Raw genomic sequence first — 26,114 nt, forward strand, 5'->3', positions numbered from 1 at the left:
TGTGAGCGGCATCATGCGAGGCTCATCGCGCCATGCGCGTGGCGCGTTTCGCGGTTCAGCGCCGCCACGTCCACGATCAGCGCGACGCTGCCGTCGCCGAGAATGGTCGCCGCGGAAATGCCGTGCACCTTGCGGTAATTCGTTTCCAGATTCTTCACGACCACCTGCTGCTGGCCCACCAGTTCATCGATCAGCATCGCAAAGCGGCGCCCTTCGGTTTGCATGATGGTGACGATGCCCTGGGTCGGCTCCTGCTTCGCGTCGTCGACGTTGAACACTTCGTGCAACGCGACCAGCGGCAGGTATTCACCGCGCACGCGCACCACGCGCTCGCCGTTGGCCACCGTGTAAATGTCTTCGGCTTGCGGCTGCAGCGACTCCATCACGAAGTTCAGCGGCAGAATGAAAATCTCGCTGCCTACTTTCACCGACATGCCGTCGAGAATCGCCAGCGTGAGCGGCAGAACGATCCGCGTGGTGCTGCCCTTGCCGGCGTGGGAGGTGATTTCCACGTGACCACCCATCGACTGGATGTTCCGCTTCACCACGTCCATGCCGACACCACGGCCGGAGACGTCCGTGACCTGTTCCGCCGTCGAGAAGCCCGGCAGGAAAATCAGGTTCCAGACTTCTTCGTCGCTCATCGTCTCGCTGACCTGCATGCCCTGCTTGGCCGCCTTCGCGAGAATCTTGTCGCGCCGCAGACCCGCGCCGTCGTCGCTCACTTCAATGACGATGTTGCCGCCATGGTGAGCCGCCGACAGCACCAGCTGGCCGGTCGCATCCTTGCCCGCCGCGCGCCGCGCTTCCACGGTTTCGATACCGTGGTCGAGACTGTTGCGCACGAGGTGAGTCAACGGATCGATGATCCGTTCGATCAGGCTCTTGTCGAGTTCGGTCGCTTGACCGAAGGTGACGAGCTCCACTTCCTTGCCGAGTTTCGCCGCCAGATCGCGCACCAGACGCGGGAAGCGGCTGAACACGTAATCCATCGGCATCATGCGGATCGACATCACCGCTTCCTGCAGATCGCGCGCGTTGCGCTCGAGCTGCGCCATGCCGTTGAAGAGCCGGTCGTGCAGCGCCGGATCGAACGTGCTGGTGGTTTCCGCGAGCATGGCTTGCGTGATCACCAGTTCGCCGACCAGGTTGATCAGCTGATCGACCTTTTCGACGCCGACGCGAATCGAACTGCCTTCCGCGCCACCGGCAGCCGCAGCCGGACGGGCCGCGGCCTTACGGTCGTGTTCGGCAGGCGCGGCGGCGCTCGCCGCCGGCGCCGCACTGGCCGCCGGTGCGCTGCTAGCCGCGGCGGGTTGCGCCGCCGCTGCGTCGAACAAGCCGTGTGTTGCAGCGGACGCAGCGGTGTTGGCCACCGGGGCCGACGACGCTGCCTGCACCGCTTGTGCTGCCTGTGCTGCTTGCGCCGGGGCCGAATCGGCAGCGTCGGGCGTTCCAGGTTCGCCTTGCTGCGTTTCGTCCGCCGGTGCGGTGCCGCGGCCGATCGAGATCTGACTTTCGTCGATCACGAAACAGCAGACGGCGATGATATCGTCGGAGGTCACGTCGGTCTTGAGCCACAGCGTGAAATCGCCGCCACTCTTGACCTGCCCGACGATGTTCCCCAGGTTGCCGAGCTCTTCGGCCAGCAGTTCCTGGTCCTTCTCCCCAACGCCCCGTAGCGTAATTTTCAGATGGGGACCGGCGTTATCGTCCGCGCCGGCACCCGCGGCTTGTCCGGTCTGAGCCGGTTCGCCGTCAATCCATTCACCCGCCGCCGCTTGCACCGCCTGTTCGACGACGTGCTCCGGCGGGGTACCGCCTTGTACTGCCTGTGTTTCAACGACTGCTGCCGCAACCGGTGCGGCGGCTGCCGCTGCCGGCGCGCCGCCCGCGCGGCTTTCCGCGTGCAACTGTTCGAGCTTCGCGCAGATTGCCTTGGCGATCGCGGCGTCCGGCTCGGCGCTCGCCCGGTAGTCGGCGAGCTGGCCGGACAACACGTCCTTGGTTTCGAGGAACGTGTCGATCATGTCCTTGCGCAGCACGAGTTCGTTATTGCGTGCGCGGTCGAGCAGCGATTCGAGAATGTGGGTCGTTTCCGTCAGCGCGGTAAAGCCGAACGTCGCCGCGCCGCCCTTGATGGAATGCGCCGCGCGGAAAATCGCCGCGAGGTCTTCCGGGTCCGGATGCGCGATGTCCAGATTGAGCAGCAACTGCTCCATCTGCGCGAGCAGTTCGTCCGCTTCGTCGAAGAACGTCTGATAGAACTGAGTGATGTCGAGTGTCATGCCTGGGTCACCGCGAGAGTTCCTGTCTAGGCTTGGGCTACCGTGCCGCCGCGTCGAGAGCTTCTATAACTTGGTCTAAGGGTGATGCTTACGCCTGATCCGGTTCGGCCAACGCCGCCACCAGTTCGGTCAGCATGTCCGGGTCGAGCGGCTTTTCGATCCAGCCGGTCGCGCCCGCCGCTCGCGCCGCCGCCTTGAACGGCTCGCCCGATTCCGTCGTGAGGACGAGGATGGGTGTCGCCTGGTAGGCCGGGTTGCCGCGCAGCGCGGCGATCAGATCGAGGCCGGTCTTGCCCGGCATGTGCTGGTCGGTCAGCACGAGGTCGAACGACATGGCGAGCGCGTTTTCGAGCCCTTCGATGCCATCCGACGCGAGCGTCACCTCATAGCCGGCCGTCGTCAGCGTCGCGGCGAGAATCTGCCGCATCGATGCCGAATCGTCGATTGCCAGGATATGCCTGATCATGAAAACCTCGCTGCACTTACGCTATGGATCGCCCGGCGGTCCGCGCCTGTTGGCGCGTGGACCGGCCAGACGACCGCTGTCTGTTACTGGGCCGCCGGCGCTGCCGCCGGCAACTTCGGTGCAGCCGTCACCGGCTGCGCAAGCTTTTGCAGCAACGGCTTGGAGCCGGCTGCGTCGTCCGACAAGGTAGTCGTGGTGGAGTCGTCATGATCGAGCGCCTCCTCCGACTTCTTGTTCAACACGATGATGCTGATGCGGCGGTTTTCCGGATCCATCGGGTCCGCCTTGTTCAGGTTCTGCGTCGACGCGAGACCGAGCACGCGCATCACCTTCGCTTCGTCCATGCCGCCGGCGATCAGCTCGCGGCGCGACGCATTGGCGCGGTCCGCGGACAGTTCCCAGTTGCTGTAACCCTTCTCGCCGCCCGCGTACTGCGCGGCGTCGGTGTGTCCCTGCACGATGATGCGGTTCGGCACGTCGTTCAGCGTGTGGCCGATCTCGCGCAGAATGTCGCGCATGTACGGCTCCACCTGGTCTTTCGCGGTCGCGAACATCGGCCGCTTCTGCGAGTCGACGATCTCGATGCGCAGGCCGGTCAGCGTCGAATCGATGCGGATCTGCTGCTTGAACTGGCGCAGCACCGGATTCGCTTCGATCGCGGCCATCAGCTTGACCTGCAGATCGTGCAGCCGGACCTGCTCGCGGCGTTCCAGCTCGCCTTGCGACTGGTTCATCGAATCGTCGTTACTGTGCGAAACGGTCCGCTGCGCACGGCTGTTCTGGCCGTCGGTGATACGTGTAATGCCCTGGGCGTCGGTCGAAATGTCGCGGCCGCCGCCCTTCAGAATGCTGGAGTCTTCCGCGCTGCGGTCGCCGCCCCACAACGTGACCTTCAACGGCTGGTTGAAGTAATCGGCGATCCCCTTCAACTGCACCGTGGACGCCGAACTCAGCAACCACATCAGCAGGAAGAACGCCATCATCGCGGTCATGAAGTCGGCATACGCGAGCTTCCACGCGCCGCCGTGATGGCCGGCCTTCTTCGGCGCTGCGCGCTTGACGACAATGGCGCGGTCTTTATCCTTGCTCATCGATTCGGTTCCCGGCGCCCTTTACTTGGCCTTGACGCGGCGCACGTGCTCTTCGAGTTCGGCGAACGACGGGCGCTCGGTCGAGAAGAGCACCTTGCGGCCGAATTCGACGGCGATTGCCGGGGCGTAACCGTTCAGGCTGGCCAGAATCGTCACCTTGATGCACTGGAACATCTTGGTCGACTCGGTCACGCGCTGTTCAGCGACGCTCGCGAGCGGCCCGATCAGCCCGTACGAGAGCAGAATCCCGAGGAAGGTGCCGACCAACGCCTGCGCGATCATCTCGCCAAGCACCGCGGGCGGCTTGTCGGCCGAGGCCATGGTGTGCACCACGCCCATCACCGCGGCCACGATCCCGAACGCCGGCATGGCGTCGCCGACCTTGTTCAGCGCGTGCGCGGGCGCCTCGCCTTCCTGGTGATGCGTTTCGATTTCCTCGTCCATCAGACTTTCGATCTCGAACGCATTCATGTTGCCGCCCACCATCAAGCGCAGGTAGTCGGTCAGGAATTCGATGATGTGATGGTCGGCGAGAATCTTCGGGTATTGCGTGAAGATCGGACTCTTCGACGGATCGTCGATGTCCGCTTCCAGCGTCAGCGTGCCTTCCTTGCGCGCCTTGGCGAGCAGGACGTAGAGGAGCGCCATCAACTCCATGTAGACGTCCTTGTTGTACTTCGCGCCCTTGAACAGGGTTGGAATGACACGCAGCGTCGCCTTGATCGTCTTCATTCCGTTGCCGAGAATGAACGCGCCGACGCCGGCACCGACGATCATCAGCACTTCAACAGGCTGCAGCAGCGCGCCAAGATGGCCGCCTTCCAGCGCGTAACCGCCGAAAACGGACAACAGCGTCACGAGAGTTCCCACGAAAATCAGCACTGCCGAGCCCTCACAAAGAAGCGACGGTGACCGTCGTTAATCTGGTTTACGGCAACGGAGCAGAAAACTTTGGTGGAAAAGCGGCTCGTCGCTCCGGTGTAAACCAGAGTCGGGTGCGCCAGACCCGGCAAGGGTCGGCGCGGGACGGGCGGACCGGAGGGTCCGCCGGATAGGGAAGCGGCCGGCGCGGGGTGCGTCGGCGTGCCGCGGGCGGCTGTGGCGGCCGGGGTGGCTGTGTTGGCCGCCCGTAGCCGCCACGACTCAGGCTTCGAGCGCGGCAAGGTTCTCGCGGGCGCGAGCGTCGGCGAATTTCTTGGCGTCGGCGAATTTCTTTGTCTTACCGGCCCGCGACGGCGGCTGGCACAGCCCGCAGACGAACGCATGCTGCGGATCGTGTGCGTGCGCGACAAAATGTCCCCCGCAACGGCAGCAGGCGGTCATTTGCAGCATGCCGGAATCGAAGAAGCGCACCAGCGTCCACGCCCGCGTGAGGCTGAGCACCGGCTCGTCGTCGTGCAACTGGACATGTTCCAGATACAGCCGGTAGCTTTTCACGATCGACTGGATCGTCTGGCAACCGCCGTGGCCGGCCATGAAACGGTAGATGTTGTAGAACAGCGAGGAGTGAAAGTTCGGCTGCCAGGTCATGAACCAGTCGGTCGAAAACGGCAACATGCCCTTGGGTGGCGACACCCCTTTCAATTCCTTGTACAGCTTGATGAGCCGGTCGCGCGACAGACTGGTTTCCGCTTCCAGCAATTGCAGGCGCGCGCCCAGTTCAATCAGTTCGATGGCCAGGGTGATTTCCCTGACTTCGAGCACCACACTTTTATAGGCCATCCGTGTGCCAATCTCCCGTCCTGATCGCGTGGTTTGACATGCGAGCTGCCATCAGCCGAGTTGCTCGACTGGCTGGCTAGCCATCAGGATCGCGGAATGCGCCTGAGCCACGGCGCTGGTTTTGCCTTTGTCCGCGAGCGCGGACAGCACGGCATGGTCGTCGAAACGGAAACGGCACAACACCTGATTGGACGCCGCCAGCTTCACGGTCTGCGCCAGAGACAAACTGGCGAGCACATCGGCTAACTGGTCCGAAATCCCCATGCGAAACATGCCCATCGGCTTGTCTTCGCGCAGCAATCGCTGCGCTAGCAGGAGATACGACAGGTTGACTTCTCTGATCTCATTGAGCATTTCGCTTGTCGCGCTCATGATTCCCCCGGGGTAAATCTGGCTGGTCAGGCCGTTACGGAAACGTTTGCTCGAACGCGCGCACCCCAACCGCACGAATCGGCTCGTTTCTGGTCTTGCGCACATTGTCTCGAAAGGGGCGGCGGACGAAAATCGGACAGACACCCAGCCTGTCTGACGGATTAATCCGTCATTCGTGTAGGAATAATTCCTACACAGGGCCGTGCGCGAGGGAGAGAGTTGGCGCGGTATGCGCGCAATTTGCGGTTTGCAATGCGCTTTGAATACTCGCCTGGAGACGGGTACGGACTGAATGGTGAGCCTTGAGCGACTCTGAATCCGCACCTTTGCAGCGGTGAAAAAGAATTATAAGACCATTTCACTTCAGCGCAACGCGTCCTTACGCAGGCGCGTAGGTATTGCGCTCCAGCCGTCAGGCGCGCGCCTTGCTGGAGGCTGCGCAGCGTTTCATTACGTGCCGCGACGATCGGCTGAATGCCCACGGTGAGCGTCCAGCCGACCTGTAACGCACCATGTTTCGCGCTGTAACAACATTAAGCGTTTGAAAAATAACTCGAATTCGCTCGGCCGATCCCGATAATGGACGCTAAGGGATTACCCGATGCAGGTTCGGAGCACCCCCGGGCGGCGGCTTACCGCGCCCAACCGTCCGACAGGCATTCGCGCTTCGCTCGACCCGAGCATTGCTGTGCGAAGCCGATATGAACAGGAGAAACGCATGCGAATCGCCCAAATTGCGCCGTTGTATGAAGCCGTCCCGCCGAAACTCTATGGCGGCACCGAACGCGTCGTGTCGTACCTGACCGAAGCGCTGGTCGACCTCGGTCACGATGTCACGCTGTTTGCGAGCGGCGACTCGGTCACGTCCGCGAACCTCGACGCCTGCTGGCCGCGCGCACTGCGTCTCGATCCGACGATCCGCGACGCGTTGGCTCCGCACGTGCTGATGATGGAAAAGGTCCGTAAGGTCGCGCACGAGTTCGACGTGCTGCACTTTCACCTCGACTACATGCCGTTCCCGCTGTTCACGACCATGGACACGCCGTTCGTGACCACGCTGCACGGCCGCCTCGACTTGCCGGAACTGCAACCGGTGTTCGACGCGTTCTCCAACGTACCGGTGGTGTCGATTTCCGATTCGCAGCGCCTGCCGTTGCCGCAAGCCAACTGGCTGAACACGATTTACCACGGCTTGCCGGATCAGTTGCTGACGCCGCAGGCGCACAAGAAGCCGGAATACCTGGCGTTCCTCGGCCGAATTTGCCCGGAGAAGCGCGTCGATACAGCTATCAAGATCGCTGCACAAAGCGGTTTGCCGCTGAAGATCGCCGCCAAGGTGGACAAGGTCGACCAGGAATACTTCAAACGCGAGATCGAGCCGCTGCTGTCGATGGCGCACGTGGAGTTCGTCGGCGAGATCAACGAGGCGCAGAAACCGGAGTTCCTGTCGGGCGCCAAGGCGCTGCTGTTCCCGATCGACTGGTCGGAGCCGTTCGGCCTCGTGATGATCGAGTCGATGGCCTGCGGCACGCCGGTGATCGCGTTCAACCGCGGTTCGGTGCCGGAAGTGATCGACCACGGCGTGACCGGCTATATCGTCGAGGACGTGCAAGGCGCGGTGGCCGCGCTGCAGCGTCTGGACGAGTTGTCGCGTACTGAGATTCGCGCGCAATTCGAACGCCGCTTTAGTTCGAAAACGATGGCGCAGAACTATGTGGATGGCTATTCGGCACTGATCGAAGCGACCCGCCGACCGATGCTGCGCCAGGTGGCGGTGGGCTGAGCGCCAGGTTGAATGAGGTGAATAGCGTGGGACAAGCGGCTTATGTCTCATGCTTTAGCGGCGTTTAAGCGTGGCCCCCGCCCGCTTACGCCGCTTTCCCATTTTCTGGTCAAATTGGCAGTCAATTCACCATGTGAATCGTTTGCGCGGTCGGGAAGTCAGAGTTATCCCACCTCTTTTGCAGAAAAAGCCGCCTCCCCGGGCGGCTTTTTAATGCCGGTATGGATACGCTCCCATACCGGATTCGTGTACGGCCAATAAGTCCGATTGCCGACTAACCTTCAGTTTGCTTTCGTCGGGCCGCAAATAGACTCACGCCGCGCCAATCAGAAAACGCTCGCGATTCTTGCCAGCAATCCACTTAGGCGGTTTGCCGCGGCCGCTCCACGTATTGCCCGATTTGGGATCCTGGTATTTCGCCGGCAACGGCGCCTTCTTGGGCGGGCGTCCGCGCCGTGCGGCGACCGCAAAGCCCAGGTCTTGCGCACTCAGACCGTATTCAGCGATCTTTTGGCGGATGTCGGCGACAACATTGTCGATTTCAGTACGGCGCGCTTCTTCTGCTTGCGCCTGCAATTTGGCGATCTGCGCCTTGAGATCTGCGTATTGTGACATTCCGGTTCTCCCCTTTTCTAGAACTCATTCGCTCGCAGACTAACTGCAATTATAAAAATTCGCAATGGCCAATAATACCGATTTAGGAAGATATCCTCTGATAATTATTAAGCTTCGATGAATTGTAAAACGCCATCTTTATCCGGTAATAATAGGTAAATCAGACTCCACTTTTGACAATTCTTGACACCCATTCTGGCTGTCCTTCCCTAGAATTGCGCGCTCAAACATCTAGCCGCGGCTTGTCTCATCTGTGCCGTGTAAAGCGCCATTCTTTTTAGGATTACCGACCATGCCGTTGTCAAAACGCCTAGCCGCCGAGCTCTTCGGCACCTTCTGGCTCGTGCTCGGAGGCTGCGGGAGCGCGGTGCTCGCCGCCAACTTCGCCGGCCCGGTTCATGGCCTCGGTATTGGCTTCGTGGGCGTGGCGTTCGCATTCGGGTTGACCGTGCTGACCATGGCTTATGCGATCGGCCACATTTCCGGCTGCCATCTGAATCCGGCGGTGAGCGTTGGTTTGACGGTCGCTGGGCGCTTTCCGGCGCGTGACTTGCCGTCGTATATCGTCGCGCAGGTGGTCGGCGCCGTGCTCGGCGCACTGGTGCTGTCGCTAATCGCGTCGGGCAAGCCCGGTTTCGACCTCGTGGCTAGCGGCTTTGCCAGCAATGGCTACGGCGAGCGCTCGCCGGGCCACTATTCGCTCGTGGCGGCGTTTATCTGCGAAGTGGTCATGACCGGCTTCTTCCTGTTCGTCATTCTCGGCGCAACGGACAAGCGCGCGCCGGCCGGCTTCGCACCGATCGCCATCGGCCTCTGTCTGACGCTGATCCATCTGATCTCGATTCCGGTCACCAACACGTCGGTCAATCCGGCACGCTCGACCGGGCCGGCACTGTTCGTCGGCGGGGCGGCAATGGATCAGCTTTGGCTGTTCTGGGTGGCGCCGATCCTCGGCGCGGTGATCGCGGGCGTGCTGTATCCGGTCATCGCCGAAAACCGGCGCGGCAATTCGACGACGCTGGCGGTCGACTGATAGGTAGATGCGGTTGAGCGAGCAGGTTGAGCGGGCGCCTCGGTGCCCATTTCGTTTTTTAGCGTTTCGGTTCGCTTCGTTGCGGTTTCAACCCTGTGTGCCGAACGATATTCGTCGAAGGCCGCGCTGAAAGTCCGCTGCTAGAATCGTGCGACTTCCCAAGCTCGCACAGGTACGACCGATGAACCGTTTCCGCGGATTCCTGCATGGCATCGCACTCTTGATCGGCGGTTTGTGCGCCGCCGCGCTAGCGCTACCCAATGCGCATGCAGCCGACGGCCAAACCGAAACGCTCGTGTTCGTGCGGCACGGCGAGAAACCTGCAGCGGGCTACGGGCAACTCAATTGCCAGGGGTTGAATCGGGCGCTGGCTTTGCCGGCAGTGATCGCAGCCAAGTTCGGCAAACCGGACGCGATCTACGCGCCCGATCCCGGCCAGCAGAAAGACGACAGCGGCCACCCTTACTACTACATCCGGCCGCTCGCCACGATCGAGCCGACCGCCATTCAATTCCAGATGCCCGTACAAACGCCGTATGGGTTTGCACAGATCGACCAGTTGAGTACCGCGCTCGTGAATCCCGACAATCGCGGCAAGCTGATCGTCGTCGCCTGGGAGCACAAGCTGATCGTTAAGCTGTTGCGGCAAATGTTGAGCACGCATGGCGGCAATCCCGCCGATGTCCCGAACTGGAAGAGCGACGACTTCGACAGTATTTACATTGTTCGCCTCAACTGGCAGAACGGCGTTGCCCAGGCGAGCTTCAAGCATGACCGCCAGGGGCTTGATGGGCGTTCTACCGATTGCCCGTGTGCGGCGTTGCCCGGCGCGCCGTCGGCGGCGGCATCGGCGGCTTCCACGAACGCGGCGGATTAATTCGGTAATACAGATGTAAGTCGCGATTACGGGCTCGGCGGCCAGGTTTCTGGCCAATCTTTGCGCCGACGTGATTCTTCATTCGTCGACGTGCTGAAATCGCTTATGGAACAGGTAGTTGACTGAAGCGATCATGCAGCGAGGTGGGTTGTAGACCAAGCTTCAGTGAGCTTTCAACCCTGTGAAGATGCTTGCAGTCCGTAACATCTCGTCGCAGTCACCGCGTGCCGGCATGCGTACATTGGTCCTGTGCGACAAACACTCGTCGCCTCACAGGAGAACAACATGAAACGCATCGTCACTCACTTGCTGGTTGCCGCCGGACTCGCGGTCGGCGTATGCGGTGTCGCGCAAGCGCATGCGGATCTGAACATCGGCCTGTCGCTCGGCGCACCGGTTTATGCGCAGCCCGCTCCGGTCTACGCAGCGCCGCAACCGGTCTACTACCGCAATGGCGGATGGGACCATCGCTATGATCGCGGCGATTACTATCGCCATGACCACCGGTATGAGCGTGGCTGGGATCACAACGACCGACGCGGGGGCCATGACGATCGCGGCGGTTACCGCGGTGGATGGCACGGCTGATGGTTCGGCGCGGTAACGCGCCCTACGATGCCGCTGAATCACTGAGCGCGTGCTGCACGGGGTTTTCAAACGGCTCGCGTCCGAAACCGGCCCGCTTCCATGAAACTGGAACCGGGCCGGTTTCATTTCAGCTCACGACATCAACTCGTCGTTGAGCGAGAAAAGCTTGCGCAGATGGTGCGCAACGCCCGCCTCGAAATTGTTGCCGATACGCGGCACGTTCGGCAGGCGCGTGATGAGATCCGGATTGGCGTTGTTCATCATGAACGGATGGCCCGCCGTCTCCAGCAGGTCGATGTCGTTCATGTTGTCGCCGAACGCCACGCACTGCGCGGCATTGACGCCGAGGCGCCCGAGCACGATCTGCAACGCACGTCCCTTCGATACGTTCGACGTCATCACCTCCAGGCAGTCCGGCAGCGAATACGTGACGTACAACGCGTCGCCGAATTCGCGCGCGAGGTTCGTTGCGACTTGCGCGAGATCGGCGGGGTCGCCGATATAGAGAACCTTCGCGATGTCAGCGCCGTCGTGTTTCGGCAGATCGGTCACCTCGTAGGTGAAGCCGGAATCCTGATGGAATTTCAACAGATCCGGCGCATCGCGATCGATCAACCACGCCTGATCGGCGAACAGGTTGACGATGACGCGGCCATGCTCGCCGACGATTTCCGGCTGCACGAGGCGCTGCACGATTGCCGGCGGCAGGTCGTCGGCGTGGATCACCGTGTTGTCCGGCGCATGAATGCGCGCGCCGTTCGACGTAATCAGATACGGGCTGATGCCCAGCACGTCGCGAATACCCGCGACGTCGCAATAGTGACGGCCCGTTGCAATCACGAAGTGCAGCCCGTCGCTTTCCAGCTTGCGCACGGTGGCGACCGTGAACGGGTCCACCTGATGATCCGCGTTGAGCAGAGTGCCGTCGAGATCCGTGGCAATGACTTTGTACATGGTGTGAGCAACCGGGCAGCGTCGAAGCGCGTATTTTACCGTTGCCTGACGAAGTCGCGGCTTTGGTCTTCACGGCCGGCGGCCAAAGTTAGCAGGCGCATTCTGCCGCGCAAACGTAGCCGGCGCGTTCAGCTTGTAGACTCACCTGGCGAGCTTAAGCCAGCGGGCTTAGCCGGCGAACTCAGCGGGCGAGTTTAACCGGCGCGCTTAACCGGCGAATTCAACGGGCAATGCGCTGGGCTTCGCGCTGCGCCAGTTGCAAGCCACCATGCGCTGAGTCGGCCAACGGTTCGCGCAACCTTGCCTGGTAAGCCTGCGGCACATGCTCGCGCAGAGGTGCGCCAAGGCCACCGCACAAGGCAACCGGCAGGCTCGCCGAGGAATCCAGCGCAGCGATCATCTTGCCCACTTCAACACCCGCCTCATCGAGCAGACGCGCCGCAAACGGATGCGTGCGATGCGCGATGACAATCGGCGCGAGTCTCGCATAAGCGGTCTGATTGGCCTCGCAAAGCCAGACGACCAGGCTGTCGCGGTCATGCGCGCCGGTGTGGGCAAGCAGCGCCTGCGCGAGATCGTCGCGGGGTGCGCGCCCGTCGAGCGATTGCTGCGCATGCACGATGGCGCGCAGGCCGAGCCACGCACCGCTCGCCTCGTCGCCCGACGGATAGCCGAAGCCACCGATGATGCGGCATTCGCCGTCGCTGTGGAGCGCAGCCGCCACGCTGCCGGTGCCCAGCGCGACGATCACGCCATGCGCGCCGCCGTGCGCGCCGAGTAACGTGGTGTAGGCGTCGCTTTCTACCGCGAGCCCCGCCACAGCGGGCGCCTGCGCGCGAAACGCGGCGAGCCATTCGCGATTGTTGACCCCTGCCAAACCACAGCCCAGCACGCAGCGCGACCAGTCGAGCGCGATCCCGGCGCTCGCGAATGCGTCACCGCAACCGGCCGCGATAGATTGCCACGCGCGCTCGACGCCCAGCCCCAAACCCGACGGCCCGCTTGCCGCCTGCGCCAGTTCGCGGCCCTGCGCGTCGCCGAGCACCACACGCGTGCCGCTACCGCCGCCGTCAACGCCGATCAGAAAGAGGTCTTGGTTCATCGAATTAAAAGAGTTCAGAAGGTGAATAACGCGTAGCGTGGCAGGTCCGATTCAATCCCGCAATCGGCCGAATGGCCAGCTTGCGCCGCATGCGGCTTCGGCTATGCTGGCGGGCGACATGACAACGCAGGAGCACGACCGTGACACAGCGATGCAACTGGGCGTCGAGCGAATCGCTCGCACACTATCACGACACCGAATGGGGCGTGCCCTCGCGCGACGACCAGCATCTGTTCGAGATGCTGGTGCTGGAAGGCGCGCAGGCGGGCTTGTCGTGGTCGACGATTCTCAATAAACGGACCGGCTACCGCCGCGCTTTCGTCGATTTCGATATCGACAAGGTTGCCCGCTTTACGCCGAAACACGTGGAGGCGCTGGTCACGGACGAAAGCATCGTGCGCCATCGCGGCAAGATCGAAGCGGCGATCACCAATGCGCGCGCCGTGCAGCAGATTCAGAGCGAGCACGGCTCGCTGGCGAACTTCGTATGGTCGTTCGTGGATCAGACGCCCATCCAGAACGATTGGGCTTCGTATAAGCAGGCGCCGGCGTCGACTGAAGTTTCGGACGCGCTCAGCAAGGCACTCAAACGCTACGGCTGCAAGTTTGTCGGATCGACCATCTGCTATGCGTTCATGCAGGCGGTCGGCATGGTGAACGACCACGAGACGGGTTGCATGTGCCGCGCGCAATGCGCGGCGCTTGGCAAGAAGGGACGCAACCGCAAGGCAAGTTGAAGCGGCCCACGCGCCAAACCCGCGAATTGAGGGTCTTTCGTCACGCTAGTCGGGGCTTCGTTAATCGGTGCGCGCCTGATACTGATCGTCATGCGCACTAACAACGAATAACCGCTGCGGAACGCGTGGGAGACCAACCATGAAAACGCTTAGCTTCCTGACGCATCAGGATATTTTCGACCAGGCCGTGAGTCATCTGCTCGGCCAGAAGCGCGCGGCGCTGTTGCCGCGCGGCGGTGGCGCCTACCGCGGTTATTGCGGCGGCTGTCCGGTCGGCAGCTTCATCAAGCCGCTCGACTACATGAGCGCGATGGAAGGCATTCCCGTGCGCTACATCGGCAAAACGCCCGTGCAGGTGCCCGCTTACATGGACGTGGGCGTATCGGCGCTGAAGAAGGCGCTGCTGCGCGCGCGCCTCAATGTCTACGATCCAACCACCATCGACCTGCTCAGTTGCCTGCAGAACGTCCACGACGTGTTCGGCACCTGGGAATGGCACGAGCGATTGAGCTCGATCGCCGTCCAATTCAGCCTGTCAGCCGAGCGACTGAAAAGCGCCGCTTAATCCCCCAAAACGACTGCCCTCAAAAGGCTTTCAAAAGCCCCAAAAGCAAAACGGCGATGTGGCTTCTTTCGAAGCTCACACCGCCGTTCGGCCGTGCTAAAAAAGCGTGCTTAGTGCAGCTTTTTCGGCAGCATCTGGCTGCGCAGGCGCTTGTGCAGGCGCTTCACAGCAGCAGCCTTCTTGCGCTTACGTGCCGTAGTCGGCTTTTCGTACGATTGGCGCTCACGCAGTTCAGCGATCAGGCCATTCTTTTCGATTGCGCGACGAAAGCGGCGAATCGCCACTTCGAACGGCTCGTTTTCCTTCAGAAGAATCGTCGTCATGTAATTCCTAAATCAATCACTTGATACGGGTTAATTTGCGTGGCGGGAAACCGCTCACGCGCCGGCCCTCCGGTCGTTTCGATTCATGGCCAGTAACAGGCAAACGCGGGCAGAACCCGGCCAAACCACGAATGAAACGAGAGGCAAAGCGGCCACGGAGGCCGGAAAAGAGAGGTGGGGAGTTCACCGCCGAACGCGGACAGACGTTAATGCAAAAAGCCGCGTCTGTTGCCGTTTCGCCAACCTTTCATCAACGAAAAACATTGACGGAACAGGCAAAGATCTCAATTCACTCCCGATGATATCAGGAAACTCTCCATCCTACCAGGGGTTTAGCGATTGCGCCAGGCCATCCGAGCGTCACGCACTCGCCTCGTCCAGCTCGCGAATATCGGCGCCAGTGAGCATCAGGTGGACGGCCGCCACGAGGCTTTTCAGCTGCTCGACCGAGGTCGCGCTAGCAATCGGCGCCGTCACGCTGGGCCGCGCGATCAACCAAGCTAGGGCGACGGTGGCCGGCGTACTGCCATGCTGGTCGGCGACCCGGTCGAGCGCGCCGAGAATCCGCAAGCCGCGTTCGTTCAGATACTTTTCGACGCGGCCGCCGCGCACCTTGTTCGCCAGATCCGTCGTCGATCGATATTTACCGGACAGAAAGCCGCTCGCCAGGCTGTAGTACACGACCACCCCGAGCTGATTGGCCAATGCGACCGGTTCGATGTCGCGTTCATACGCGGCGCGATCATACAGGTTGTACTCCGGCTGCAGCAGCTGATATTCGGGCAGTCCGTGCTGACGGGACACCGCCAGCGCCGCCTCGATCCGCGCGCCGCCATAGTTCGACGCGCCGATCACCCGCACCTTGCCGGCCTCGATCAGCCTCTGATAAGCACCGAGCGTTTCGGCGAGCGGTGTGGCCGTGTCGTCGTCGTGGGAAAAATAGATGTCGATGTAATCCGTTTGCAGGCGTCGCAGCGAATCTTCGACCGCTGCCTGAATGTTGGCCGCCGACAACCCCAGACGCTGCGGATGCTTAGAGACCTTGGTCGCCAGCACGATCCGGTCGCGCTTGCCGCTCTGCCGGAACCACTTGCCGATGATGGTCTCCGACTCGCCGCCCCGGTTGCCCGGCACCCACGCGGAGTAGACGTCGGCGGTATCGATGAAGTCGAGACCGGCGTCGACGAACGCATCCAGAATGGAAAACGAGGTCGCTTCATCCGCGGTCCAGCCGAAAACATTGCCGCCAAACATGAGCGGCGCGACCTGCAATTCGGATCTTCCAACCTTGCGTTTCTGCATGATTTCTCCCGAGTTTGTTACAAGAAAAAACGAGAATACGCCCTCTTTTCAATACCTGCAGTGAGCGCGCCGAGCAAGGCTGCAAGCGCCTCCCAGCGGTTTCGCACGGTGTCGCGCCGGTAAAACAATTGGGAAGACTTCGAACAAATTGCCTCAAGTTTTTTTTTAACGCGCCGTCAACCTTCACTGAGGCGGCCAGCAATGAACGAGTGCTTCCGCCGATGCCAACGTGGCGTATTGGGCTCAAGGCTTATTTAGGAGATTTTCATGCTCGGAATCAATAGCAACATCAACTCGCTGGTTGCACAGCAAAACCTTAATGGCTCGCAAAGCGCCCTCTCGCAAGCCATCACGCGTTTGTCGTCGGGTAAGCGGATCAACAGCGCGGCCGACGATGCAGCAGGTCTGGCGATCTCGACGCGTATGCAAACGCAGATCAACGGTCTGAATCAAGGCGTGTCGAACGCCAACGACGGCGTGTCGATGATTCAAACCGCGTCGAGCGCACTGTCATCGCTGACCGCCAGCCTGCAACGTATTCGCCAGTTGGCCGTGCAAGCGTCGACCGGCACGCTGTCGTCGAGCGACCAGGCAGCACTGCAACAGGAAGTTTCGGCACAGATCCAGGAAGTGAACCGTATCGCGTCGCAAACGACGTACAACGGCACGAACATTCTGGACGGCTCGGCGGGTAGCGTGACGTTCCAGGTCGGCGCGAACGTCGGTCAGACGATCAGCCTGAACCTGAGCCAGTCGATGTCGGCAGCGAAGATCGGCGGCGGCCTGGTGCAAACCGGTCAAACGGTCGGCACGGTTGCGATCAGCACGGATTCGACCGGTACGTACACCAGCACGGGCGCAACGATCACCTCGGTGAACGTTCTGTCGGACGGCAAGGGTGGTTACACGTTCACGGACCAGAACAACCAGGCGATCTCGTCGGGCGCGGTTTCCAACATTTTCTCGGCAGGCACTGCCGCGGGTACGGGCACGGCGGTCACCAACCTGACGCTGAACACCACGCTGGCGACGGCAATGGGTGCAACGGCTTCGGGCGTGGCAACGGCATCGGTTGCGCAGATCAACGCGATCAACAACCCGCCGACGGTTTCGGGCCTGAACATCGGCACGGTGACCGGCGCGAACGAAGCGATGGTCTCCATCGACAACGCTCTGCAAACGGTCAACAACCTGCAAGCATCGCTGGGCGCCGCGCAAAACCGCTTCACGGCAATCGCCACGTCGCAGCAAGCTGAGTCGACCGACCTGTCGTCGGCACAGTCGCAAATCACGGACGCCAACTTCGCGCAAGAAACGGCGAACCTGAGCAAGGCGCAAGTGCTGCAACAAGCTGGTATCTCGGTGTTGGCGCAAGCTAACTCGAACCCGCAGCAAGTTCTGAAGCTCCTGCAATAAGAGCTGACGTAATACCGGCTGCGCGCCGCGCTATCAGGAGACGGCGCGCAGTCGGGTTTCAAGCAACGGGAGGCTCGCCTCCCGATGTGCATTTGCAACACCCGATGCTGTAGCATCCCGCACTACCCAATTTCAGATTCCTAGACGCCTGGAGCCTCTGCATGTCCTCGATCTCAACCACGTCTTCTACAGCGAGCGCTAACGCTGCGCTGCAGTCGGCCGCTCAGTCGATCATCAGCGGCTCGACAGGCAATTCGTCGATGGACGTGTCGACGCTCGTCACGGCACTCGTGAACGCCAAGACCGCGGGACAAGCCGCGGCGTTGACGGCGCAACAAACCAGCGACAACACCAAACTCTCCGCGTACGGCGCACTGAGCGCCGCGTTGAGCGCACTCCAATCCGGCATCGCCGGGCTGGCGAGCGGTTCGACGTTGTCCACGTTCACCGCCACCGCCAGCGGCACCGGCCTGACCGCTACGGCCGGCAAGGGCGCCGTGGCCGGCAGCTATACGGTTGCCGTGCAACAGATCGCCGGTTCGCAGGCGTTGTCGTCGGCGGCGTTCGGCGCGACCACGCAACTCGGCACGGGCACGTTGACGATCGGGCTCGGCAGCCAGACGGTGAACGTCAACATCGACAGCACCAACAACACGCTGTCCGGCATTGCGGCCGCGATCAACGGCGCCAGCGGCAACCCCGGCGTGACGGCTACCGTCGTGACCGGCACGGACGGCGCTCACCTCGTGCTGCGCTCGGCGAACAGCGGCGCGGCCAACGTGATCAACGTGACGACCAACGTCACGAGCGACAACGGGCTGTCGAGCCTCGGCGTGACGTCGACGGCCAGCACGACGGGCGGTCAGTCGACCATTACCTCGGCGAATACGAGCAGCGCCTGGTCGCAAAGCACCTTCGCGCAGGACGCGGAGTTCTCGATCAACGGCATCGCCGCGACCAGCGCAAGCAACTCGGTAACGAGCGCCATTTCGGGCGTCACGCTGAATCTGTCGGCGGCGGCCGTCAGCACGTCGCAGACGCTGAACGTTACGCCGGACACGACGGCGGAAAGCAGCGCGATCAACAACTTCGTGAGCCTGTACAACACCGTCGTCACGACGATGGCCACGCTCACCTCGTATAACTCGTCGTCATCGTCGCAAGGCCCGCTGCTGGGCGACTCGACGCTGCTGACAATCCAGAACGCACTGGCCTCGGTGGTCGGCGGCGCGGTCGGCTCGGGCAGCACCGGCACGACGCTGGCGTCGATCGGCATCACGCTGAAAGACGATCCGGCGGACGGCACCCTGGTGGTCGACAGCCCGACACTGACCACCGCGCTGACGGCCAACCCGGCAACGGTCGCCTCGCTGTTCAACTCGACCACCGGCATTGCCGCGCAGTTGAACAACGACATCACGACGTTCACGCAGACCGGCGGCATCATCGACACCCAGAACACCGGGCTGAACACCGATCTGAAGAGCGTCGCCTCGCAGCAAAGCGCGCTCGCCGACTACACGGCGCAGTTGACGAGCCAGTATCAGGCGCAGTTCACGGCGCTGAACACGTTAATGGCGAGTGCAAACAGCAACTCGCAATACCTGACCGCCCTGTTCGGTGGCGCCAACAGCGCCGGTGCGCTGGCCACCGCCAACAGCCAGTAACGGTCGGGCAGAAAGGACGCGCACACCATGAACCAGACGGAATTGGTCGACCGCCTGCTGTCGATGACACAGGAAATCACCCAGGCGGCGTCGCTGGCCGACTGGCCGGAAGCGGCCCGCCTGATCGAAGCTCGCTCGCCGCTGCTGATGTCGCTGGTGGCGGAGCAGGAACCGGCCGCGCTGCAGAAGATCCGCCAGATCCAGACCATGGACGCGGCGCTGCTCGTGGAAGCCGAAACGACGCAAAACGAACTGCATATCGAGTTCGAAGCGGCAATGGGACGCGCCAAGGCAGCCGGCGAGTACCAGCGCATGGCGCGCATGTAAGCCGACTTACCGCGGAACCTGAGAGCCGTCGTTCTGCCGCGAGGCAAGCGGACGCCGGCACCGGGTCCCCGCCTACAACCCGACAATAAGAACTACGCGTCGAAGTGAGACGCGCTCGTTCCCTCAGCCCGCCTTGTGCGGGCTTTTTTCTTGTATCCGGCGCCCGCGCCCGCCCGTCCATACGCTAAACAGGCGGCGTTTTTACCGTCATCTCCGCGCATCGGAAACCCCGTCCCCGTCGCACAATTTCCTTCATAGACCATTCCGCGCTGAGACCATGACGCACCTGTACGAGCAGCCGACCGCCGAACCCTTGACGCCCGACCAGCAACTCGAGCAAGACATCGCGCTCGTCTTGCAGACAGCGCTCGAGCACCATCACAAGGCCGAATTCGACGACGCCGAAGCGCTCTATCGGGCGATCCTCGACGCGAAGCCGCTTCACGCGGATGCGCTTTACGATCTGGGCGTGCTGCTGGTGCAAACCAGCCGCCCCAAAGACGCCTTGAGCCACCTCGAGTTGGCGCTGGGTCAGCAACCGCACAACGGCCAATACTGGACGGCTTATATCGGCGCGTTGATCGACGCCGGCGAATCCGCCGCCGCGTGGCTCGCACTGGAGATGGGGCAGAAACAAGGCTTGAAGGGCCCTGCCGTGGATGGCCTGATCGTGCGGCTGGCAAGCCCGGGCTCGGTGATTCCCACGTATGCCGTGAACGAGCCGAGCCCCGCACTGGACACCGACGCTGTGGCCGACACGCAAGGCGACACCGGCAAGCCGGCCGCCGCGCCGGTCAAGTCCACGATTGCCTCGGGCCGGCGCGTCAGCCAGCAGGAAACCAACCGGTACACCTCGTTGTACAACCGCGGCCAGATCGCCGAGGCGCTCAAACTGGCCCGCTCGCTGACCCAGCGTTTTCCGGCTGACGGCATAGCGTGGCGCTGGCTCGGCATCGCGCTGCACCGTCTGGGCCGCTACGACGAAGCACTCGAACCGCTGAGGAAAGCGGAAGAACTGATCCCGGAAGAACTCGAAAGCCGCACCGTCCTGGCGGACACGCTGCGCCTGAAAGGCCTGCACAAAGACTGCGAAACCGTCTGTCGCGCGATTCTCGCGATCAACCCGGGATATGCCGAAGCACAGCGTATCTTCGGCATGTCGCTGGTGCATCAGGGCCGTGTGGCCGAGGGCCTCGCCGCGGCACGGCGCGCCATCGAACTGGCGCCGGACAGCTCCACCGCGCGCAGCACGCTCGGTGTGTTGCAGCTCGATCTCGGGCTGGTGGGCGACGCCGAGGAAAGCTTCCGTATGGCGTTGGAGAAAGACCCGAAGGACGCGATCGCGGGCGACAACTATCTGTTCGCGCTCAATCACAATCCGGACATCGATCCGGACGTGCTGTTCGCGGAGCATCTCAAGTTCGCGCAACGTCACGAAGCGCCGGTGCTGTCGCAATGGCCGCGTCACGTGAACAAGCGGGCGCCGGAGCGCAAGCTGAAGATCGGCCTCGTGTCGGGCGATCTGTTCCGCCACGCGGTAGCGTCCTACCTGCTGCCGATCATGGAGCATTTGGCCCAGGATCCGACGCTGTCTCTGCATGTGTACAGCAACCACATCCTCGAAGACGATTACACGCGCAAGATGCGTCAGTGCGCGGCCGAATGGCATCAGGTCACCGGCATGCCGGACGTTCAGCTCGCCAACAAGATCCGCGACGAACGTATCGACGTTCTGTTCGATCTGTCCGGCCATACGGGCCGTAACCGGCTCCTGACGTTCGCGCGCAAGCCCGCGCCGATTCAGGTGAGCTGGATGGGCTACCCGGCGACCACCGGCCTGAGCGCCATGGACTATTACCTCGCGGACCGGTTCGCTTTGCCGTTCGGTCCGATGGAGCGCCAGTTCTCCGAAAAAGTCGTGCAGATTCCCGCCAGCGCCGCTTTCCTGCCGGAAGAAAGCGCGCCGCCGGTCAATCTGCTGCCCGCCATGCACCAGGGCTATATCACCTTCGGCAGCTTCAACCGGCTCAATAAACTGCGCCGCGACGTGATCGCGCTGTGGGCTGAATTGCTGCATGCCGTGCCGTCTTCACGCATGCAACTGGGCGCCAGCTCGACCGACGAGGACCGCCAACTCCTGACCGGCTGGTTCGCGAGCGAAGGCATTACGAGCGATCGGCTGACCTTCCAGCCGCGTTCGAGCATCCCGGTCTACCTGCAGCAGCATTTCCACGTCGACATCTGCCTGGATACGTACCCCTACACGGGTTCCACCACGGTGCTGAACTCGCTGTGGATGGGCGTGCCGACGCTCACCATCGCCGGCAATACGCTGCCGGCCCGCGCGGCAATGGGCTGGCTGTCGCAAGTCGGGCTCGAACAGTTCGTGGCCGCCGACAAAGCCGAATTCGTCACAAAGGGCATCGCGCTGGCTGCGGACATTCCCGCGCTGGCGGCCATCCGCAACGGTTTGCGCGCGCGCTGCCTGGCGTCGCCCGCGTTTCACACCAATGTGGTCGCGGCCGGCGTCTCGCGCGCCGTGCGGACCATGTGGGAACGCTGGTGCGCCGGCGAACCCGCCGCCGCGTTCGAAGTACTCGCGCAGGAACTGGACGGCGTCGCCGTCGAGACTTCCGCGCCGTCGCAGACAGGGGAATCGAAATGAATGCAGCCTTGCCGCTGAAGGCGTTCGAGCAGCCAATCGACGAGCGTATTTATGTCACGCAGCCGCACCTCGCGCCGCTCGACGAATTCATTCCCTATCTGCAGCAGATCTGGGACAGCAAGATATTGACCAACGGCGGTCCGTTTCACCAGCAGTTCGAAGCGGCGCTTTGCGAGTATCTCGGCGTGAAGCATCTCGCGCTCTTTACCAACGGCACGCTCGCGCTGCTCACCGCGTTGCAGGCGCTGCGCGTGACCGGTGAAGTGATCACGACGCCCTATTCGTTCGTCGCCACCGCCCACTCGCTGGTGTGGAACGGCATCAAGCCGGTGTTCGTCGACATCGATCCGGATACGCTGAATCTCGACCCGGCCAAGATCGAGGCGGCCATCACGCCGCAAACCACCGCGATCATGCCCGTGCATTGCTACGGCAAGCCCTGCAATGTCGACGCCATCCAGAAAATCGCCGACAACTACAACCTGAAGGTGATCTACGACGCGGCCCACGCATTCGGCGTGCAAACCGATAGCGGCAGCGTGTTGCAACATGGCGACCTCGCGGTGCTCAGTTTTCACGCCACCAAAGTCTTCAACACGTTCGAAGGCGGCGCGATCATCTGTCAGGACGCGAAGACCAAACAGCGCATCGATCATCTGAAGAACTTCGGTTTCGTGGATGAAGTGACGGTGGTGGCCTCGGGCATCAACGGCAAGATGAGCGAGATCAACGCGGCGTTCGGCTTGCTGCAACTCAAGCATATCGACGAGGCGCTGGCGCGCCGCGCGCAGATCGACGCGCTCTACCGCGAACGGCTGCGCGACATTCCGGGCATTCGCTGCCTGCCGAAGACCGGCGAAAAGGTCGCGAACCACTCCTACTTCCCGATCCTCGTCGAACCCGACTATCCGATCAGCCGCGACGCGCTGTATCAGAAGATGCGCGACCACGAGATCTACGCACGGCGATATTTCTATCCCCTGATTTCGGAATTCCCGATCTATCGTGGACTACCGTCGGCGCGTCGTGAAAACCTGCCGGTCGCGCACGGGGTCTCGCAGCAAGTGCTGTGTCTGCCGATTTTCCCGGGCCTGACGGACGACATGCTCGAACGGATCGTCGGTCTGATCGCCGGCTGACAAAGCATGAAGCTCGCGATCATGCAGCCCTATCTGTTTCCGTACATAGGGTATTTTCAGCTCGCGGCGGCCAGCGATCGATTCGTCTTCTACGACGACGTGAATTTCATCAAGAACGGTTGGATCAACCGTAACCGGATTGCGCTCGGCGACGAGATCCGCTATCTGACCGTGCCGCTTTCCGGCGCGAGTCCGAGCCTGAAAATCAACGAGGTGGCGGTGCAACCGCCGGGCGTCTGGCTGCGCAAGACGCTCGAACAGGTTCGCCACGCGTACGCGAGAGCGCCCTACTACGCGCCGGTCAGCGACCTGATTGTGCGAATCCTGTCGGCGCCGGCACACGATATCGGCGAGCTGGCGGCGCGCAGTGTCACGGCCATCTGCGACTACGTGGGTATCCGTACGGAGTTCGTGCCGTCGTCGACGATTTACGCGAACGCACAACTGAAAAGCGTAGAGCGCGTGCTCGACATTTGCCGCGCCGAACACGCGACCGCCTATGTGAATCTGCCCGGCGGCCGTGCGCTCTACAGTGCGGACACGTTCACGGCGGCCGGCATCGAACTGGCGTTCATCGAGCCGGACTTGCGAAGCTATCCGCAGGGCGGCACACCGTTCATTCCCGCGCTGTCCATTCTCGACGTGCTGATGTTCAACGGCCCGTCTCAGGTCAAGGACATGCTGTGCGCGCGGGAGGCCGCATGAGCGGCCAGGCGGAGGACCGCCCGGCGATCGGCGGGTATCTGCAGTTCGAGCTGCGCTATGACGGGGCCGAATTACACGCGGACGCGTTGCGCTATCAATCATCGCGTGCGGCCTTGCTTGCTTTGCTGCAAGTGCAGCGCCCCGCCGCGGTGTGGCTGCCCTGGTATATCTGCGACAGCGCGATCGAGCCGCTGCATGCCGCCGGCGTCGCGATCAAGCGCTATTCGATCGACCGCGATTTTTACGTGCAAGCCGCGGACGTCGCCGCCGACGAGTGGCTGCTCTATGTGAATTACTTCGGACTCTGCGATTCGCAGGTGGACGATGTGCTGCGCCGCTTCCCCCCCGAACGGGTGCTGATCGACAACGCGCAAGCCTTGTTCGCCATGCCGCGCGACTGTCTCGCCAACCTGTACTCGCCGCGAAAATTCGTCGGTGTGCCGGATGGGGGTTATCTGATCGGGCGCGCCGCGCTCAGCGAGCCCACGCAGATCGATACGGGATCGCTGGATCGCAGTGCGCACCTTCTGAAGCGCCTCGCCTTCGACGCCGAAACCGGCTACGCGGATTACGCCGCAGCGGAACAGAGCTTGAGCGGGCAGGAACCGCAACGCATGTCGGCGCTCACGCGGCACATGCTGAGCGGCATCGACTATGAATCGGTGCAGCGCCGGCGCCGCGCCAACTATGACCTGCTGCACAGCCGGTTGCGCGCGTACAACCCGTCCGCGCTGGCGCGTCATCCGGACTCTGTGCCGCTGTGCTATCCGTTGTTCCGCGCGCCCGACGGGTTGCGCGAAACGCTATTCGGCGAACGCATCTACACGCCGGGCTACTGGCCGGAAGTCGCCACAAACGACAGCGCGCCGCCCCTCGAGCGCGAGTTGGCGAAGCGCACGCTGTTCATACCGTGCGATCAGCGTCTCGCTCCCGATCAGATCGAACAGATGGCCGGGTTTCTGGCCGCGAAGCTGGCGGAGCGCGACTCGCCAGGCGAACGGACCCGGCCCGCACACGCGTGAAAGCGTGCGCCGACGTACCTGTGCATTGCAGGTATATCCATTGGATGTTGAAGACATGACGAAGAAAGTGAAAGTGCTGGTGTTTCCCTGTGGCTCGGAGAACGCCGGCGAGATCCATCAGGCACTGCGCTACTCGCTGCACGTTGAACTGATCGGCGCCTCCAGCGTGGACGACTTTGGACAGTTTCGCTTCGCACGATACGTGGGCGGCCTGCCCAAAATTACCGACGACAATTTCGACGCTGAATTCGCCGCCTTGCTGGCAGCGTGCGAAATCGACATGGTGTTCGCCACGCACGACACCGTGCTCGATTACCTGTCGAAGCACGCCGCAGACATGGGTGTTTTCCTGGTCAACGGCGATCGACATGCCGCCACCGTCGCCCGTAGAAAGAGCGCGACCTACGAGCTGTTCTCGGACACCGCGTGGGTGCCGGCGGTTTTTCGCAGCGTGGAAGAAGTCACCGCGTGGCCCGCCATCGTCAAGCCGGATCTCGGACAAGGCGGCCAGGGCGTCACGCTGGTTCGCACTGAAGAGCACGCGCGCGACGTGCTGCGCAATACGGCGGAACCGATCCTCGTTGAATATCTGCCCGGCGAGGAAATCACCGTCGACTGTTTCACCGACCGGAAGCGTCGGCTGCTCTGGACCGGCCCGCGAACGCGCGAGCGTGTCAGGGCGGGGATTACGATGCGCTCGCGGTTGTTGCCGCCGAGCCCGGAAATCGACGCCATTGCCCGCACCATCAACGAACGGCTGACTCTGCGCGGCCCGTGGTTTTTCCAGCTCAAAGCCGACCGCAACGGCAAGTGGAAACTGCTCGAAATTTCATGCCGGGTCGCGGGAACCATGGTGGCGCAGCGCGCCCGCGGCATCAACCTGCCGCTGATGGCGGTGCAGGACTTCATGGGGCGCGACCTGACGACGCTCGACAACTCGCAGGTCAGGTTGATCGAGCGCAGCATCGCGACCCGTGCGTTGCTGGACTTCGACTACGACACCGTATGCGTCGATCTCGACGACACGCTGATTCTCGACGGATTCGCCGTGCCGCAGACCATCGCGTTTCTTTACCAATCGGTGGCCTCGGGCAAGAAGATCCATCTGATTACCCGACACCGCTTCGACGTCGCGCAAACGCTGGCCAAGGCGCGCATCGATGCGGGTCTGTTCGACCGGATCATCGTGCTCGGCGAGGACGAGTCGAAGGCCGATCACATCACACCCACTTCGATTTTTATCGACAACCATTTTCCAGAACGAATGGACGTCGCAAGACGGCACGCAATTCCGGTTCTGGACGTGGACATGATCGAATTTCTCATTACCTAGGGAGTTACAGTCGTGGAGAAGA

General features: G+C 62.3%; 25 protein-coding genes. 14 read left to right on the forward strand and 11 right to left on the reverse strand.

All coding sequences use genetic code 11. From position 1 onward, the window contains the following. Positions 1-11: 11 nt before the first annotated feature. The 6 genes from cheA to flhD all read right to left on the reverse strand — a co-directional run bounded on the left by cheA (position 12) and on the right by flhD (position 5,939). Positions 12-2,288 (reverse strand): chemotaxis protein CheA, encoded by a 2,277-nt coding sequence (cheA, locus tag HWY05_RS16035; protein WP_035554452.1) that lies wholly within the window; start codon positions 2,286-2,288, stop codon positions 12-14. A gap of 88 nt (positions 2,289-2,376) precedes the next feature. Then, on the reverse strand, positions 2,377-2,754 hold the full coding sequence (locus HWY05_RS16040; RefSeq protein ID WP_035554450.1) for a response regulator: 378 nt from the start codon (positions 2,752-2,754) through the stop codon (positions 2,377-2,379). 83 nt (positions 2,755-2,837) lie between these two features. After that, a complete protein-coding gene (motB, locus tag HWY05_RS16045) occupies positions 2,838-3,845 on the reverse strand; it encodes a flagellar motor protein MotB (RefSeq protein WP_035554444.1) in 1,008 nt (335 codons plus the stop codon). A 21-nt stretch (positions 3,846-3,866) separates the two neighbouring features. Continuing rightward, complete coding sequence (gene motA / locus HWY05_RS16050; protein WP_006050895.1) at positions 3,867-4,727, reverse strand: flagellar motor stator protein MotA; 861 nt, start codon at positions 4,725-4,727, stop codon at positions 3,867-3,869. Positions 4,728-4,988: 261 nt separating this feature from the next. Next, positions 4,989-5,567 carry a flagellar transcriptional regulator FlhC gene (flhC, locus tag HWY05_RS16055; protein WP_105510118.1) on the reverse strand — a complete coding sequence of 193 codons (579 nt, stop codon included), beginning with the start codon at positions 5,565-5,567 and terminating at the stop codon, positions 4,989-4,991. Between the two features lie 51 nt (positions 5,568-5,618). Further along, complete coding sequence (gene flhD, locus HWY05_RS16060; RefSeq protein WP_035562573.1) at positions 5,619-5,939, reverse strand: flagellar transcriptional regulator FlhD; 321 nt, start codon at positions 5,937-5,939, stop codon at positions 5,619-5,621. Between the two features lie 718 nt (positions 5,940-6,657). On the opposite strand from flhD, the gene HWY05_RS16065 reads away from it, so the two are divergent. Then, positions 6,658-7,722, forward strand: coding sequence for a glycosyltransferase family 4 protein (locus HWY05_RS16065; protein ID WP_035554440.1), 1,065 nt, complete (start codon positions 6,658-6,660; stop codon positions 7,720-7,722). 312 nt (positions 7,723-8,034) lie between these two features. Here the strand turns inward: HWY05_RS16065 and HWY05_RS16070 are convergent, their stop codons facing one another. Beyond that, a complete protein-coding gene (locus HWY05_RS16070) occupies positions 8,035-8,337 on the reverse strand; it encodes an H-NS histone family protein (protein WP_035554438.1) in 303 nt (100 codons plus the stop codon). 292 nt (positions 8,338-8,629) lie between these two features. Between HWY05_RS16070 and aqpZ the strand changes: the two genes are divergently transcribed. The 3 genes from aqpZ to HWY05_RS16085 all read left to right on the forward strand — a co-directional run bounded on the left by aqpZ (position 8,630) and on the right by HWY05_RS16085 (position 10,835). Next, positions 8,630-9,370, forward strand: coding sequence for an aquaporin Z (gene aqpZ / locus HWY05_RS16075; protein ID WP_035554437.1), 741 nt, complete (start codon positions 8,630-8,632; stop codon positions 9,368-9,370). 181 nt (positions 9,371-9,551) lie between these two features. Beyond that, positions 9,552-10,247: a histidine phosphatase family protein gene (locus tag HWY05_RS16080; protein WP_176058917.1), complete on the forward strand. Its 696-nt coding sequence runs from the start codon at positions 9,552-9,554 to the stop codon at positions 10,245-10,247. A gap of 285 nt (positions 10,248-10,532) precedes the next feature. After that, positions 10,533-10,835 carry a PXPV repeat protein gene (locus tag HWY05_RS16085; protein ID WP_176058918.1) on the forward strand — a complete coding sequence of 101 codons (303 nt, stop codon included), beginning with the start codon at positions 10,533-10,535 and terminating at the stop codon, positions 10,833-10,835. Between the two features lie 132 nt (positions 10,836-10,967). Here HWY05_RS16085 and HWY05_RS16090 read toward each other — a convergent pair whose 3' ends face one another. After that, positions 10,968-11,789: a Cof-type HAD-IIB family hydrolase gene (locus HWY05_RS16090; RefSeq protein ID WP_176058919.1), complete on the reverse strand. Its 822-nt coding sequence runs from the start codon at positions 11,787-11,789 to the stop codon at positions 10,968-10,970. Between the two features lie 220 nt (positions 11,790-12,009). Beyond that, positions 12,010-12,891, reverse strand: a complete 882-nt coding sequence (locus tag HWY05_RS16095; protein WP_035554429.1) for a BadF/BadG/BcrA/BcrD ATPase family protein — start codon at positions 12,889-12,891, stop codon at positions 12,010-12,012. Between the two features lie 140 nt (positions 12,892-13,031). Here HWY05_RS16095 and HWY05_RS16100 point away from each other — a divergent pair, with 140 nt between their 5' ends. Together HWY05_RS16100 and HWY05_RS16105 are read left to right on the forward strand one after the other, a co-directional pair. Beyond that, positions 13,032-13,628 (forward strand): DNA-3-methyladenine glycosylase I, encoded by a 597-nt coding sequence (locus HWY05_RS16100; protein WP_035554428.1) that lies wholly within the window; start codon positions 13,032-13,034, stop codon positions 13,626-13,628. Between the two features lie 139 nt (positions 13,629-13,767). Beyond that, positions 13,768-14,193 (forward strand): hypothetical protein, encoded by a 426-nt coding sequence (locus tag HWY05_RS16105; RefSeq protein ID WP_176058920.1) that lies wholly within the window; start codon positions 13,768-13,770, stop codon positions 14,191-14,193. Positions 14,194-14,303: 110 nt separating this feature from the next. Here the strand turns inward: HWY05_RS16105 and rpsU are convergent, their stop codons facing one another. Then, the gene (rpsU, locus tag HWY05_RS16110; protein WP_006050883.1) at positions 14,304-14,516 is read right to left on the reverse strand and encodes a 30S ribosomal protein S21; all 213 of its coding nucleotides are present in this window, start codon (positions 14,514-14,516) and stop codon (positions 14,304-14,306) included. A 360-nt stretch (positions 14,517-14,876) separates the two neighbouring features. Beyond that, positions 14,877-15,818, reverse strand: coding sequence for an aldo/keto reductase (locus HWY05_RS16115; protein ID WP_176058921.1), 942 nt, complete (start codon positions 15,816-15,818; stop codon positions 14,877-14,879). Positions 15,819-16,085: 267 nt separating this feature from the next. Between HWY05_RS16115 and HWY05_RS16120 the strand changes: the two genes are divergently transcribed. The 8 genes from HWY05_RS16120 (at position 16,086) to HWY05_RS16155 (ending at position 26,092) form a co-directional block, all read left to right on the forward strand. Then, on the forward strand, positions 16,086-17,234 hold the full coding sequence (locus HWY05_RS16120; protein ID WP_035554425.1) for a flagellin: 1,149 nt from the start codon (positions 16,086-16,088) through the stop codon (positions 17,232-17,234). A gap of 161 nt (positions 17,235-17,395) precedes the next feature. Continuing rightward, positions 17,396-18,901, forward strand: coding sequence for a flagellar filament capping protein FliD (gene fliD / locus HWY05_RS16125; RefSeq protein ID WP_035554424.1), 1,506 nt, complete (start codon positions 17,396-17,398; stop codon positions 18,899-18,901). A 27-nt stretch (positions 18,902-18,928) separates the two neighbouring features. Then, positions 18,929-19,228, forward strand: coding sequence for a flagellar protein FliT (gene fliT, locus HWY05_RS16130; RefSeq protein WP_035554422.1), 300 nt, complete (start codon positions 18,929-18,931; stop codon positions 19,226-19,228). A 277-nt stretch (positions 19,229-19,505) separates the two neighbouring features. Next, positions 19,506-21,893, forward strand: coding sequence for a glycosyltransferase family 41 protein (locus tag HWY05_RS16135; RefSeq protein WP_176058922.1), 2,388 nt, complete (start codon positions 19,506-19,508; stop codon positions 21,891-21,893). Then, a complete protein-coding gene (gene vioA, locus HWY05_RS16140) occupies positions 21,890-23,032 on the forward strand; it encodes a dTDP-4-amino-4,6-dideoxy-D-glucose aminotransferase VioA (RefSeq protein ID WP_035554418.1) in 1,143 nt (380 codons plus the stop codon). Before HWY05_RS16135 ends, vioA begins: the two co-directional genes overlap by 4 nt. Positions 23,033-23,038: 6 nt before the next feature. After that, the gene (locus HWY05_RS16145) at positions 23,039-23,737 is read left to right on the forward strand and encodes a WbqC family protein (RefSeq protein ID WP_035554416.1); all 699 of its coding nucleotides are present in this window, start codon (positions 23,039-23,041) and stop codon (positions 23,735-23,737) included. Beyond that, positions 23,734-24,759, forward strand: a complete 1,026-nt coding sequence (locus HWY05_RS16150; RefSeq protein WP_063771791.1) for a hypothetical protein — start codon at positions 23,734-23,736, stop codon at positions 24,757-24,759. Before HWY05_RS16145 ends, HWY05_RS16150 begins: the two co-directional genes overlap by 4 nt. Positions 24,760-24,814: 55 nt before the next feature. Beyond that, on the forward strand, positions 24,815-26,092 hold the full coding sequence (locus tag HWY05_RS16155) for an ATP-grasp domain-containing protein (protein ID WP_176058923.1): 1,278 nt from the start codon (positions 24,815-24,817) through the stop codon (positions 26,090-26,092). The last annotated feature ends 22 nt before the right edge of the window (positions 26,093-26,114 follow it).

It is taken from the genome of Paraburkholderia sp. BCC1876, assembly GCF_902833695.1.
Lineage (GTDB): Bacteria > Pseudomonadota > Gammaproteobacteria > Burkholderiales > Burkholderiaceae > Paraburkholderia.

Bases quoted from the DNA above. Each gene is read 5' to 3' on its own strand.
- cheA (WP_035554452.1), bottom strand. From the start codon at position 2,288: ATGACACTCGACATCACTCAGTTCTATCAGACGTTCTTCGACGAAGCG.
- HWY05_RS16040 (WP_035554450.1), bottom strand. From the start codon at position 2,754: ATGATCAGGCATATCCTGGCAATCGACGATTCGGCATCGATGCGGCAG.
- motB (WP_035554444.1), bottom strand. From the start codon at position 3,845: ATGAGCAAGGATAAAGACCGCGCCATTGTCGTCAAGCGCGCAGCGCCG.
- flhC (WP_105510118.1), bottom strand. From the start codon at position 5,567: ATGGCCTATAAAAGTGTGGTGCTCGAAGTCAGGGAAATCACCCTGGCC.
- flhD (WP_035562573.1), bottom strand. From the start codon at position 5,939: ATGAGCGCGACAAGCGAAATGCTCAATGAGATCAGAGAAGTCAACCTG.
- HWY05_RS16065 (WP_035554440.1), top strand. From the start codon at position 6,658: ATGCGAATCGCCCAAATTGCGCCGTTGTATGAAGCCGTCCCGCCGAAA.
- HWY05_RS16070 (WP_035554438.1), bottom strand. From the start codon at position 8,337: ATGTCACAATACGCAGATCTCAAGGCGCAGATCGCCAAATTGCAGGCG.
- aqpZ (WP_035554437.1), top strand. From the start codon at position 8,630: ATGCCGTTGTCAAAACGCCTAGCCGCCGAGCTCTTCGGCACCTTCTGG.
- HWY05_RS16080 (WP_176058917.1), top strand. From the start codon at position 9,552: ATGAACCGTTTCCGCGGATTCCTGCATGGCATCGCACTCTTGATCGGC.
- HWY05_RS16085 (WP_176058918.1), top strand. From the start codon at position 10,533: ATGAAACGCATCGTCACTCACTTGCTGGTTGCCGCCGGACTCGCGGTC.
- HWY05_RS16090 (WP_176058919.1), bottom strand. From the start codon at position 11,789: ATGTACAAAGTCATTGCCACGGATCTCGACGGCACTCTGCTCAACGCG.
- HWY05_RS16095 (WP_035554429.1), bottom strand. From the start codon at position 12,891: ATGAACCAAGACCTCTTTCTGATCGGCGTTGACGGCGGCGGTAGCGGC.
- HWY05_RS16105 (WP_176058920.1), top strand. From the start codon at position 13,768: ATGAAAACGCTTAGCTTCCTGACGCATCAGGATATTTTCGACCAGGCC.
- rpsU (WP_006050883.1), bottom strand. From the start codon at position 14,516: ATGACGACGATTCTTCTGAAGGAAAACGAGCCGTTCGAAGTGGCGATT.
- HWY05_RS16115 (WP_176058921.1), bottom strand. From the start codon at position 15,818: ATGCAGAAACGCAAGGTTGGAAGATCCGAATTGCAGGTCGCGCCGCTC.
- HWY05_RS16120 (WP_035554425.1), top strand. From the start codon at position 16,086: ATGCTCGGAATCAATAGCAACATCAACTCGCTGGTTGCACAGCAAAAC.
- fliD (WP_035554424.1), top strand. From the start codon at position 17,396: ATGTCCTCGATCTCAACCACGTCTTCTACAGCGAGCGCTAACGCTGCG.
- fliT (WP_035554422.1), top strand. From the start codon at position 18,929: ATGAACCAGACGGAATTGGTCGACCGCCTGCTGTCGATGACACAGGAA.
- HWY05_RS16135 (WP_176058922.1), top strand. From the start codon at position 19,506: ATGACGCACCTGTACGAGCAGCCGACCGCCGAACCCTTGACGCCCGAC.
- vioA (WP_035554418.1), top strand. From the start codon at position 21,890: ATGAATGCAGCCTTGCCGCTGAAGGCGTTCGAGCAGCCAATCGACGAG.
- HWY05_RS16145 (WP_035554416.1), top strand. From the start codon at position 23,039: ATGAAGCTCGCGATCATGCAGCCCTATCTGTTTCCGTACATAGGGTAT.
- HWY05_RS16150 (WP_063771791.1), top strand. From the start codon at position 23,734: ATGAGCGGCCAGGCGGAGGACCGCCCGGCGATCGGCGGGTATCTGCAG.
- HWY05_RS16155 (WP_176058923.1), top strand. From the start codon at position 24,815: ATGACGAAGAAAGTGAAAGTGCTGGTGTTTCCCTGTGGCTCGGAGAAC.